This is a genomic window from Citromicrobium bathyomarinum (assembly GCF_038594485.1).
GTDB classification, from domain to species: Bacteria; Pseudomonadota; Alphaproteobacteria; order Sphingomonadales; family Sphingomonadaceae; genus Alteriqipengyuania; species Alteriqipengyuania bathyomarina_A.
In genome coordinates this window covers 951098-963443 of the sequence record NZ_JBCFZG010000004.1, presented here as the reverse complement: position 1 = coordinate 963443, position 12346 = coordinate 951098, and the positions used below count along the sequence as shown (strand labels likewise).

Below are 12346 nucleotides of genomic sequence, written 5' to 3'. Positions count from 1 at the left end.
ATCCGAAGCACCTAGCGTTTGACGTGCTCCCCTGAAATGTGACCGGTTTTTGGTAGAGTCCGACGCAAAGGAGTCGGACGAGAATGAAACGAAGCAGGTTCAGCGAAGAGCAGATCATCGCGGTTTTGAAGGAGCAGGAGGCTGGGATGCCGACAGCGGAAGTGTGCCGCCGTCACGGGATCAGTTCCGCCACGTTCTACAAGTGGAAGTCGAAGTTCGGCGGTCTGGAGGTGTCCGATGCCCGGCGGTTGCGGACACTCGAGCAGGAGAACAGTCGGCTGAAGAAGCTGCTGGCCGAGGCGATGCTCGACAACGTGGTGCTGAAGGATCTGGCATCAAAAAAATGGTAACGCCCGGCGCGAAGCGGGAAGCCGTCGCCCATGCCCGTGAACAGCACGGGCTGAGCGAGCGTCGGGCGTGCAGTCTGGTTGGTGTGAGCCGCAGGGTGATCCGTTACGAGCCGGCGAGGCCGGATGACGGGGCGTTGCGGCAACGGTTGCGTGAGCTGGCGGCGGAACGTCGTCGGTTCGGCTATCGCCGCTTGGGCTACCTGCTGGCGCGGGAAGGCATAAAGCCCAACCACAAGAAGCTGCTGCGCATCTATCGCGAGGAAGGCCTCAGGGTGCGCCGCCGTGGCGGTCGCAAGCGGGCGCTGGGCACGCGCAGGCCAATGGTGCTGCCAGATGGTCCGAACCAGCGGTGGAGCCTCGACTTCGTATCCGACAGCCTCATCTGTGGGCGGCGCTTCCGCATCCTGTGCGTGGTCGACGACTTCTCGCGGGAGTGCCTGGCGCTGGTGGCTGACACGTCGCTCTCAGGCGCACGGGTGGCCCGGGAACTGACCAGCCTGATCGAGGTGCGCGGTAAGCCGCACACGGTGGTCAGCGACAATGGCACCGAACTGACCTCGTCGGCCATCCTGCGCTGGTCACAGGAACGGCGGGTCGAGTGGCACTACATTGCGCCCGGCAAGCCGATGCAGAATGGCTTCGTGGAAAGCTTCAATGGCCGTCTGCGCGACGAATGCCTCAACGAGACGCTGTTCACCTCACTGGCTCATGCCCGGTTCGTGCTCGCTGCATGGCGGCACGATTACAACACGGTCAGGCCACACTCGAAACTGGGCGGGAAGACCCCCGCCGAGATCGCCGGCGAACGTGTCTGGGGGCATGCCCCCAGACACGTTGCCATCCCATCAAACATCAATCATGAAGGAGCGAGACTCTACCTCTGAATGGTAACAATCAGGGGAGCACGTCACGTTTTGCCCAGCCATTGATTGCTGATGATCTACGAGTTCCGAAGCTTAGTCTGCTTCTCCGTCCTAATTCACCAAAAGCGGACAGTCAGGATACGGCCCACTTCACGCCAATTAGCTACAAGCCAATCTCGAACGGCTTGATCCGCTCCTTAGTGAGCTCTGGTGCCTTCTCTCGCTCGACCAGCAGCTCTTTGTTAGCCGCTTGGATCTGGCCCGCGCTCCGTCCCTTGGCTGCCGCCATCCCAAGCCGTTCGGTGGTTTCTGCTGCCGAAGTCTTCTCGCCTAGATTGGTCGAGATACCTCTTCCAACCTTGTATCGGTTGTTGACAATCAGCGTAAGCTCATCCCGCAGGCGCGTGATCGTGACAAGGAAGTTGCGCTGCGAGAGCAGTCGCCGCTCGCGACTGTCGAGCACGGCAATGCCCTTATCTGCTGTGAGGCCCTGCGCCATGTGGGCGTTGAGCGCGTAGGCCAGGTCGATCCGCTTCAGCATCGGATCGTTCGGCTTCAGTCTATGCTCCATGCCGCTGGAGCTCTTGACCGAAACGCCGTCCTTGTCGATCGCAGTCACGGTTGCCTGGTCTGCATTGATCATTCCGCGTGTGTGGTCGCTGGCCGTCCAACGGATGGCGTCCCCGGTATAGAGATCGAGATCCTTCTTCTCGAACAGCTGCAATGCTTGGTCGCTGCCCTTCGCCGATAACCTCGCTGGCACGAAGCGGCGCAAATGCCCTCGCTCATCGCGAAGCGTAACAACACCATTCTCAATATCCACGGCGGCGATCTCATGACTTCCGCGCCCAAGCCTATGGCGCGATTGACGGCTTGCCACTTCCAGCACCATGCCCGGCGCGTAATTGCGCACGTAGCGCAACTCCTCGCGGGTCGCGTTCACGCGGGATAGAACTTCTAGGCGAACGCTTGCTGGTCCTATTTCGCCATTGACAGCTAGCCCGGTTTGAACCGCGGCATTTATTTCGGAGCGCAACCGACGACCTGCGGCGAAGATCGACGTGCGTTCTCGCTCGGCATGTGGAAGGGACAACCAGCGCTCTGCCGCAACGATTGGACTATTCTCTTGGATCTCGACCATGTGATCCTTGAGATGTTCGAGGGCATCGCTGGTTTTGCCCGACTGCGCTGCTTGCTGAGCTTTCTTCAAGGTATCGGAGCGCGCACGAAGATTGTGGTCCATGCGCGCCGTTTCGGTCCCTGCGCGCTGCGCCAGAGCAAAAGGCTTACCCGCTTCGACGGCTCCCAGTTGCTTTTCGTCGCCCATGAGCACGAGGCGATCGACCTTCAGTAGATTGGCAAGCCGGATCAGGCGGTCCTGATCGCGGGTAGAGACCATAGAGGCTTCATCAAGAACGAGGACGGTGTTGCGAAATTCCTCGCGCGCGGTGGCGATCTCGGCTTTGCCAGCGGAGCCATCCAGCAGCCTACGATTTTGCCCGAGAAAGCGATGCAGCGTCATCGACGGGATGCCTGTATCCTTCTCCAACATGCGCACCAGTGTGTTCTGAACCCCGAGGCCGATGACCTTCTTGCCATGTTCTTCCAACAGTTGATTAAGCGGACGCAACACGCTCGATTTGCCCGCTCCTGCCACACCCTGGACGGCTACGACGCGATTGGTCGAAGACAGGATCAACCGGCCTGCTGCTTCCTGGCCAGCATTTAACTTCATGCCATAGTTGATAGCTGCTGAAGCTTGCAGGTATGGTCCTGCGGTGTCCGCGTTTAGGATCGAACGAACTGCGCCGTTTCCCTTCTCGATCTCGGCCAACATGCGAGTCTCCAGCGTCAATGCATCGGACGTCGTCAGCCACCCTTTCTGCGCGCCTCGCCCGCGCAAAAGCGCGCCCTGCTGGGCAAGTTGACCGATACGTTTTTCGACAGACTTTATCGTCGTTGGCAGGCCGAAATCGAGCGCAGCTTTGGCAAGATCTGTGGCGGTAAAAGCCGCCTCTCGCTCGGATAGATGCCGCACCGCCGATGCGACCGCATGAGCCGTCGCAATCTCTTCCCTGCCCTTCATATGAAGCCGCTTGGGGATGAGCGGGTCGCCCTCCTTGATGCCCATTCGCTCGGTGACGCTGGCGATCATTGCCTTGCCCCGTTCAAGTAAGGTGGGGCGATCATTCGCACGCTTCGTTGCCGCTACTATCAACTCGTGCGAACGTAGCTTGGCGTCGCGCACCATGCCTTCAAGGTCGAGCCTCTGATCCCAGGCCCGCCCCTCCCAATGGGCCATGAGAGTACCGCGATCGACATCGTTTTGCTTGGCCTGCCGGGTCGCCAGCGTCGCCACCACACCCGCCTCGAGCCCGCCGCCGCGTCTTGCTTCAAGCACCTCCTGCCGCCGCGTCGAGAATGCCATCACTGTGTCACGGTCGATACCCTTGGCTTCGAAGTTGCCATGCTTTCCGAACTCGCCGATCCGGTAGCCAAGCTTCTCGACCTCGATCCGGAAGCGCGCCATCGTCATGGCATTGAGAAGAGTGTTTTGCTGCCACAGCTTGTCGTTGCGCAGCGCCCTCCACTTGCCGTCCTTGTCCTGCGTCATATTGGCGACGACGGCGTGGAAGTGCAGGTTCGGTTCCTGATTGCGGTTGGTGTCGTGCTGGAACAGGGCAACGGTCAGGTTGTTGCTCGCATGCAGCCGTTCTTTGCCACCCTTCTCGGTGCGATACTGGGCCGCATTCTTCTCCGCCCATTGGAGGGTTTCGACGACAGCAGAACGGTATGCGTCAATGATCCGCTGATCCTTGCCGACGAGTGCCAGAAGCGACCAGCTCTTGGGCAGTGAAAAGGTCAGATCGGTCCCGGCCCGATGGTACTGACCCTGGTGCCCGATCCGTTCGCCATTGGGCAGCTCGCCGCGCAGGATTGCCTCGAACGCTTTGGCATCGACCGTGCCCGAAAGACCCAACCTTTCGGCACCCTTACCGACCCAGATTCCGGACCGGTCAGCGTCCGCCTTGGTGTAGTAATTGTCGTCAGCGAAGTAGTTGGCCGCACCACCAGCCGAGCGAACATTGGCAACCGAAAGCATCGCTCAGCGCCCCTCACGCTTTGCTGCCTTGCGCTCGCGATATTCACGGATGCGTCGTTGGTAAGCGACCACCACACGGTCCCGCAGTTCCTTGTCCTTGTGGGTGCGAAGCCAGCCATCGAGGGCGATCTTGGTGAACAGCAGATCGGCCAGAACCTGATCGCGGAATGCCTCGTCCTGGGGTTCGTCTAGAGCGTCGATGACAGTGAGTTTCAGCCACTGGCTGACGCTCATATGGGCTGCATCAGCAGCAGCTTTTACAAGGGCATGAAGGTCTTCGTCGACATAGCATTGAAGGGCAAACCGCACGGCGTCACCTGACGTTTGGCCGACCCTCCACGGCCCAATGACCCCTCTGGACTGACATCAGTCTACGGCAACGAGGACCTTGTAGGAAAACGCTATTTTTCGACTTCAAATTAATGGCTTAGTGGCAAGCAACTCACATGTGAGTTGCGGATCGCGGAGTGACATCAGATGACATTACTTGGCGACAACTGCCGAAATGTCGGCGAAACCCGCAGAATTCCTCGCCTGCCAAACACCGGATCTCCGGGTACGGTGTGCATTGTCAAGAGGGACTGCGAGCCTCGATTCCAATTGAGATTCCCGACTGCTTCTTTTGGCGGATTTCTGGGCTTTCCCGCCGGAAAAGACTTGGCCTTTTGGCCGTGAGACGAGAGCGTGGGCGAGACCGGCGTTCTATGGATGTTCCGGGATGGGGACCAATTAGCCATCAACAATTGGAGAACTACGGGTCCCGCAAATCGATGCGGTCTGGTTCGCCACATTCGGCCCCAAACGTCCTTTGGTCTTTCGCCAGTTCTGCGGCATCCTCGCTGATTGGTTTTCGGCCCTCGATATGTTCGAGGACCGGGGTCTCTTCCGCGTCATGCGCGCTACTGGTGAGGTCGAGCGTGACACGAGCCGGTTTCATCACGGTTTGCGGGACCGAAAGATGAACATGTTCCTTAGCACTGGATCATGCGCGAATTCATGCACCAGACTCATCAACACATGTCCGCCGAAATATATCCACATCGGGAGGCCCAGTGCCTCGTGCACCCCAAGCGCCCAGCTCTGGTCGTAGAAATAACCAAGCGTGCCCGTCGCCGCCAAGGCAAGAGCGATTAATGCGCCAAGGCCATGGAAGGCATTGGCCAGCGGCTGATCATCGCTGATCGGCAGCTTGCCGCCCCGAAGGATAGCAAGATGCGCCTTGGTATCGGCCCACAATGCGGCAAGCCGACGACCAGATAGATAAGGGAACCAGTCACCAAGACTAGGTTCGCGGCGCCGGAAGACGGCCCATAGCCAGAACAGGACCAATCCGCCGAGAGCGACCAGTCCGGCCTTCTCATGCACTTCAAACCAGAAATCACCCGGCTTTCCGCCCTTTGGATAAGTCATGAACAAACTGATGACAAGCGCTGCGGTGACCGCCAGTACCGTAACTAGATGAAGAAAGCGCGTCAGGTTCGAATAGTACTGTGTATTACCTGGTTTCTCTACTTTCATACGATAATTTCCTCTCGTGGGATGTCCGTCAGCCGATAGCCTGGCCGACCAGCTTCCTATTGCAAACGGTGCAGTTGCAGCGACGCTGCCAATCGCTAATTGTCGCAGTGAGATATGCCAGCGTCCCCGACCTGTTAGGAGCGCGCAGGCGACCTCGAAAACCAGCAAACTCATTCTGGTCGCTATAAACGCTTTGCCCTCCTTTCAGCGCCATATGAATAGGAGAGATGTCGCCCCGCTAAAAGTGAACAGGCCGCACGATGTCAGCGCAACGGTCATGGGGGATTCGTAAAGATCGCTCCGGACGATCCCTAACCCCACCTTCGGAAGTGTATCCAGCACCGGCCCAGGCCCAAGCGGATGTGACGGTCTTCATTTGTTGTTTCTCAAACTTAGAACCAGAACCGGAGACCAACTACGTAGCTCGTCACGCTCGGGTCTTCGCCAGCCGCGCGTGCAAAATCGGCGCTTCTGCCAACTTTCCAACCCTGAGCGATGCCGATATAGGGTGCAAATTCGCGTACGAATTCATACCGCAAGCGAATTCCCGGTTCGATCCGGTCGATGCCGGCGCCGATGCCCAATTCGGGCACGTCTTGAGCGGCAAGGTTAACCTCCACCCGTGGCGTGAGAATCAGACGCTGGGTAATTCTCTGGTCCAGTTCAGCCTCGAAACGAGCGGTGATATCTCCGGTGTTAGAGAGAAACGCTGCTCCGAGAATATCGAACTTGTAGGGAGCCAAACCCTGAAAGCCGACCACACCATAGGTCCGCTTCGGTCCGGTCAAATCCTGGCGGATACCTGCCTGGAAATCAAAGAAGGGGGCAATGGCCCGGCTCCACAGTCCCTGAACCTCGGCACTTTCAACTTTATTGCCGAACGCACCTTCGCCTTCAGATCGGAACCAGAACTTGTCGATGTCGCCGCCATAATAGCCCTGAACATCCCACAAATAGCCATCCGTGCCTTCGCGCGCACGATATTCGAGGCGGTCGCCCTGGATCCACAGTCGCTTGCCGCCGTCGGTCTCGCGGATCAGTTCCTGCCGGGCTTCGTTCATGGCTTCCTCGCCCCAGATCGGAATCGCCGCGCGGGCAGGCCCGCTTCCGGCTTCGGGCGGAGGAGGAAGTAGAGGTATGTCAGCGCCGGAATTCATCTGCATAGCGGAGTGGTCTATACCCTGCATGCCCTGCGCGCGTGCTGGAGCATCGGTCATTGTGCCGTGATCCATCCTTGGGACCTGCTGCCCGGATTGGTTGATGGGCATCGCCATGCCCGTTTGCCCTTCGGCCATAGGCATCGCACCGTGGTTCATCTGCGAACGATCCATGCTCCCATGATCCATTTCGACCTCAGCTTCAGGCTTAGGTTTGCAGGCGCCATCCGGGACGGTGTGGCCCATTGCGCGATGGCGCTGTGCCTCTTGAGCACATTGCTGCGCTGCTTGCCCCGCACTCTGCTGTGGCTGAGCCATGTCATGCCCGGTGTGCTGCTGTGCCGATACCGGCGATACCAACGCGGTTCCCGCAGCGAGCGATACGATCGTGCTTACAACAAAAGTCTTCATGCTTCGCCTCCGGCAGGATTGGCAACGGTGACGATCTGGAACATCCCGGCGACCAAATGATAGAGGATATGGCAGTGAAAGGCCCAGTCACCGGGTTCGTCAGCGGTCAGGTCAAACTCCACACTACCGCCGGGCTGGACATTGACCGTGTGCTTCAGCGGCTGCCGGTCGGCGGGCGCGCCATTGACCAGTTCGAAGAAATGCCCGTGCAAATGGATCGGGTGCGTCATCATCGTGTCGTTGATCAGCTTGACACGCACGCGTTCATTATAGGCAAAGCGGATCGGGTCGTCGGAGACGGCTGAGAACTTCTTGCCGTCGAACGACCACATGTAGCGCTCCATGTTACTGGTGAGATGGAGTTCCATCCGCCGCGAGGGAATCCGTCGGTCAGCATTGGGGGTGAGCGCGCGCAGTTTGCGATAGTTGAGCGTTCGGTGCGGGACATCGGAAAGGCCAACGCCTGGGTCTCCGGTGCGGTCGACAGGGTTTGCTGACACCATTGCAAGCCCCGGGCCCACCTCGACGTCCGCTGGCAATCTGGACGTATCGCGCATTCCCGGTCGGGCCGCTCCTTGGCCGCTCGAATTTCCGGGCATGCTTTCTGAGCCGCCCCCCATACCAGCCATACCGGCCATGCCGCCCATGCCCATATCTGCCATGGTCAGCAACGGCGGGTCGCGTAGCGGTGGAATCGTTGCGCGCGCGCCGGGCGCAGACGCTAGTGTCGCAACCCCCATGCCAGACCGGTCCATCGATTCAGCTACCATCGTGTAAGCGGCGTCATTGCCCGGGGTCACAATCACATCATAAGTTTCTGCAATGCCTATCTGGAATTCATCCACTTCGACCGGCTCGACATTTTGCCCATCGGCCTGAACCACGGTCATAGGGAGACCGGGTATACGGATGTTGAAATAGGTGGCGGCACCAGAGTTTATGAAACGCAATCGAACGCGTTCGCCGGGCTGGAAGTTGAATTCAAGATTGTCCGCCGGTCCGTGGCCATTGATGAGATAAGTGAACGTGGATCCCGTAATATCTAATATATCAACGGGCGACATTCGCATCCTTGCCCAATTCCTTCTCTGTGCTCCACTAAGCGGGTAGTCATCCGTCCATGTTGGTTGCTCGTAGTTGAAATAATCAGCACTCTTTTTCAATTTGTCGTAAAGCACATTTGGATCTGTCTCGCTGAATTCGCTCAGCACCACGATATATTCGCGGTCCGCCTGCACCGGATCGGGTCCTGCCGGATCGACAACTATCGGACCATAATGACCCGCCTGTTCCTGCAGGCCGCTGTGCGAATGCCACCAGTACGTGCCCGATTGCCGCACGGGGAATTCTGCAGTGAAGGTCTCACCCGGCTTGACGCCGGGGAAACTAACGCCTGGCACACCATCGAGCTGGAAGGGGACCAGGAGCCCGTGCCAATGGATCGAGGTATCTTCCTCCAGCTGGTTGTGAACGTTGAGGCGGACGGTGGTCCCCTCACGCAGGCGGAGGAGCGGTCCCGGGATGCTCCCATTGACGGCAATCGCGCCGCCACGCCTGTTGCCAGTGGAGAAAGCCGAGCGGGCAACTGTCAGGTCTATGTTGGAGCCGCTCACCTCATCAAAGCCCTTGCGAGCAACCCCGGAAAGCAGGTCACCACCGCGAGCCCAAGCCGGAACCGCACCGGCCAGGCCCAGCAGACCCATTCCGGTAGCTCCTGCCCCAAGAAGTTTGCGTCGATTAACGGTGATCATAATACCAGCCCCTCGTCTCAAAATGCCATTCACTTAACACATACGCGGAGGATCGGACTAACCCTCATCTTTATTTAATTCGCACTTCAGCCAATTGCGTGTGATAGAAGCGCGTCTCGACATCCCTTTTAGGTAGCGCTGAGCAGTTCTGCGATATTTGCTCTGCGTGGCCCTTGGCACGGATGGGTCTCGCAATTGCATCGGCAAGAGGTCATACGTCCGCATTCCCGTTTTACAAAGTGATATCCGGCCAGAAGAACAATCGGCTCTCGGTCGGTCTGTTGCGCGCTTGCAAGGTGCGACCTACCCCAGCGGTCGAACACCTCTGCTTTACCGGTGGCCGATGAGAGACAGGGCGCTCGGCGCGAGCGCAAGTGACCGGCTACTCGAGCTTCATCTCTCTCAGGCGACAATCTCACATGGCGAATGGCTTCGAGAGAATGCTACCGAGGAACTGCGGCAACGCTTCTTGTGGCTTCCGCTTTGAGCTGCACGGCACCAAAATGCAGACCTTCCGACTTCCACCCGAATCTAGTCGCAAAGCATTCTTTCAATTGCAGCGCCGATCTGCTCCGCAGCTTCGAGCACATGATCGTCATCGAAGTGCGCGTAGCGCACAGTTGATCCAGCATTGGCATGACCGAGAAGCCGCCCGATCATCGGAAGAGTTTCCTTGTTCATAGCAGCATGGCTGGCAAAGGTGTGCCGCAGATCATGGACGCGAAGGCTTTGAAGCCCAGCTTCCTCGCGAAACTTTCGCCAATGTGTGTCGATCGTCGTCATGGGGCGGCGGTAAGGAGTATTCCAAAACACCCAGGGTATCTTGTCATAGCGCGGAATTGTTTCAATCACAGCGCGCGCTTCGTCACCAAGCCAGACCATTCGCGGACCACTCTTGCCGTGGCGAAGTTTGATCCGGTTGCCGCGTATGTCTTTCCAGTGCAGCCCCATGATCTCTCCACGCCTGCATCCGGTGAGGATGAAAACCGTCGCGGCTTTCGCAGCGAGCGAGCGCATAGCGTGATTACCCTCACGCTCCTTCGCGAGCACCGTGCCAAGTCGTCCGAGTTCCTCGTTTGTCAAAAAACGTTCGCACGGACGATTGCGGTTGGGTCGCAAGACGCGGCATGGATTGGTATTTTCGAGCCGGTAGCCCCAGTCCTCGGCTTTGTTGAGCAGCAGCCGCATAAGGCCGAACGCCATATTGGCAGCGCCGGGGCCGGTCTGCCTGTTCACCTCGGCAAACCATTTGGTGACATGCTCTTCGTTTAACTCATCGATGCACAGGCCGGGAAAGGCGTCCTGCAGATACAATCGTCGATAGCTGCCATTGATGTCCCAGGTTTTGGCAGACCAGCGTGTTGCCCACTTCTCCCAAAATTCATCGAGGAAATCAGTATAGCGCGGAGCCGAACGAATACGCTTCCTTTCACTCGCCGGGTCTTTCCCCATCCGCGCATGGGCCAGCACCATTCGAGCCACCTGAGTGGCCTGGTGCCGGGTCAGAACCGAGGCAGGACCCAGCGTTATCGTCCGCAGCTTGCCGCCCATCCGCGTCTGGACGATGTAGACATTCCTGCCGGTCGCATAGTGACGGATGCCAAAGCCATGTTCGATCGACAGCCAGGTCGTGGTGCGTGGTTTCCCTTTCGGAATCCGAACAAAACTCGTGTCCGCTCCGACTTTGGCAAGTGCCTCCTCGACGACCTTTTTTAGTGAAAGCGCCGTCATACGCGAAGGCCAATCGCAGAGGCGAGCGATCCGGACACACGCTGCGCGGCCTCAGCTACAATCTCGTCGGCTAGATGCGCGTATTTCTCGGTAGTTTCGGGAAGCACATGACCAAGCAGCTTGCCAATCGTCGCGAGCGCCACATCGTCCATGATGGCAGTTGATGCGAAGCTGTGGCGAAGGTCATGCAAGCGCACATCGGGAAGCGCACATCGGCTTCGGAACTTGTTCCACCATCCGTGGATGTTAATAGGCTGCCCCGGTTGGAAACCATGAAAGACGAATGGTGAACCGTCGCGCTTCTGAATGCCTTCAAGAATCGCCAGAGCCTGACTGTTCAGCCATATGGTTTTGGGGCCGGTCTTGCTGTCCGGCAGCATCAAGCGTGGCGGCTTGACCCAGTTCCATTGCAGCTTCTCGATCTCACTGCGCCGTGCACCGGTGTACAGCAACAGCCGAACGACAGCGACCTGTTGCGGGAATTCCGCTTCCTGCGAGCGAAGCTCCCTGCCGACGCGGGCGTACTCGGCAGGCGTGAGGTAGCGCTCCATCGCCTGCCGTTTGTAGCGAGGCATGCCGCGGCATGGGTTCGAGCCCTTCCGTCGCATCTTGAGCGCTTCCGCGTATTTAAGCAGTGCTGCAAGGACCGGCACCGCACGATTGAAGCGTGCTTCCCTCTCGCCAGCACAGGCATCTCGCCAGCGCACGACATCTGCCTTGCTCACATCGGCCACCAGAATGTCGCCGAAATGGTCTACCAGCTCGTTTTTCCAGGCATCCGCGTTGCGCTTTGCGGTCGATGGCTTCCAGGTTCGGGCAAGGTCGTCGAAATGGGTTGCGACAAAATCGCTCATGGTCGGCGTCGACTTGACCACGACGCGCTTTGGAAGGCCATCGAGCGCCGCCTCCGCCAACAATCGCCTCGCCTGCGAGCGTGCGAGTGCTGCATCGAGATCGGTCGTCTTGCCTAACGTAATCCGGCGATGTTTCCTGCGATGCCTCAGCCGCACGAACCAAAAATAGTTGCCGCTGGGTCGGACGCGCAATCCGAAGCCGGCGAGCTCGGTATCCCAGATGCAGTATTCGTTGGTCCTGAGCGGCAGTTTGCGGCGGGCAAAATTGCCGTCAAGAAAGGCCCTGCGACCTCGTTTGCGCGTAACGGGGACCATATGGCCATCGGATATACCCGAACTGGTGTCAAAAGTCGCGCAATTTCGGTCATTTACGGGGCACAGATAGCCATCACCAGCTACTAAGCTGCGAAGCGCGATAGACGCGTCTTGCACTGATTTTACTGCACTTTTTCCCATAATGTGCGGCTCTGCCGCGTACGGTGTGCTCAGTTTTCCCATGCCTGCGCGCGGTGCCCAGTGACTTTGAGCGTCATCTTTCGAGCGACCTTCGACAACTATACTGACGGAGCGTAAGCAAGGCTCCGAGAGGTAGTAATGGCGACAAACCT

Annotated in this window: 8 protein-coding genes; 1 reads left to right on the top strand and 7 read right to left on the bottom strand. The window is 58.5% G+C overall.

Going from position 1 to position 12346, the window contains the following annotated elements; all coding sequences use genetic code 11:
- The first annotated feature begins 83 nt into the window (after positions 1 to 83).
- Positions 84 to 1234 (top strand): IS3 family transposase gene (locus AAG591_RS10075; protein WP_090483156.1). Its coding sequence is split into 2 segments (ribosomal slippage): positions 84 to 336 and positions 336 to 1234, totalling 1152 coding nucleotides; the frame shifts between segments, so codons are not numbered across the junction.
- Positions 1235 to 1376: 142 nt separating this feature from the next.
- On the opposite strand, the gene mobF is transcribed toward AAG591_RS10075, so the two are convergent.
- From mobF to AAG591_RS10040, 7 genes are all read right to left on the bottom strand, one after another.
- Positions 1377 to 4316 (bottom strand): MobF family relaxase, encoded by a 2940-nt coding sequence (mobF, locus tag AAG591_RS10070; RefSeq protein WP_342531084.1) that lies wholly within the window; start codon positions 4314 to 4316, stop codon positions 1377 to 1379.
- A gap of 3 nt (positions 4317 to 4319) precedes the next feature.
- Positions 4320 to 4625 carry a hypothetical protein gene (locus AAG591_RS10065; protein ID WP_142787201.1) on the bottom strand — a complete coding sequence of 102 codons (306 nt, stop codon included), beginning with the start codon at positions 4623 to 4625 and terminating at the stop codon, positions 4320 to 4322.
- 627 nt (positions 4626 to 5252) lie between these two features.
- Entirely contained in the window at positions 5253 to 5834 is a 582-nt protein-coding gene (locus tag AAG591_RS10060; protein WP_342531083.1) for a cytochrome b/b6 domain-containing protein, read from the bottom strand.
- 392 nt (positions 5835 to 6226) lie between these two features.
- The gene (locus AAG591_RS10055; protein ID WP_054527109.1) at positions 6227 to 7402 is read right to left on the bottom strand and encodes a copper resistance protein B; all 1176 of its coding nucleotides are present in this window, start codon (positions 7400 to 7402) and stop codon (positions 6227 to 6229) included.
- Positions 7399 to 9153 carry a copper resistance system multicopper oxidase gene (locus AAG591_RS10050; RefSeq protein ID WP_342531082.1) on the bottom strand — a complete coding sequence of 585 codons (1755 nt, stop codon included), beginning with the start codon at positions 9151 to 9153 and terminating at the stop codon, positions 7399 to 7401. Before AAG591_RS10050 ends, AAG591_RS10055 begins: the two co-directional genes overlap by 4 nt.
- A 531-nt stretch (positions 9154 to 9684) precedes the next feature.
- Entirely contained in the window at positions 9685 to 10884 is a 1200-nt protein-coding gene (locus AAG591_RS10045) for a tyrosine-type recombinase/integrase (protein ID WP_342531081.1), read from the bottom strand.
- The gene (locus tag AAG591_RS10040) at positions 10881 to 12236 is read right to left on the bottom strand and encodes a tyrosine-type recombinase/integrase (RefSeq protein WP_342531080.1); all 1356 of its coding nucleotides are present in this window, start codon (positions 12234 to 12236) and stop codon (positions 10881 to 10883) included. The genes AAG591_RS10045 and AAG591_RS10040 overlap by 4 nt, the downstream gene beginning before the upstream one ends.
- Between the last annotated feature and the right edge of the window lie 110 nt (positions 12237 to 12346).

Coding starts and splice junctions, on each gene's coding strand:
- mobF (WP_342531084.1), bottom strand. CDS start 4,316: ATGCTTTCGGTTGCCAATGTTCGCTCGGCTGGTGGTGCGGCCAACTAC.
- AAG591_RS10060 (WP_342531083.1), bottom strand. CDS start 5,834: ATGAAAGTAGAGAAACCAGGTAATACACAGTACTATTCGAACCTGACG.
- AAG591_RS10055 (WP_054527109.1), bottom strand. CDS start 7,402: ATGAAGACTTTTGTTGTAAGCACGATCGTATCGCTCGCTGCGGGAACC.
- AAG591_RS10050 (WP_342531082.1), bottom strand. CDS start 9,153: ATGATCACCGTTAATCGACGCAAACTTCTTGGGGCAGGAGCTACCGGA.
- AAG591_RS10045 (WP_342531081.1), bottom strand. CDS start 10,884: ATGACGGCGCTTTCACTAAAAAAGGTCGTCGAGGAGGCACTTGCCAAA.
- AAG591_RS10040 (WP_342531080.1), bottom strand. CDS start 12,236: ATGGGAAAACTGAGCACACCGTACGCGGCAGAGCCGCACATTATGGGA.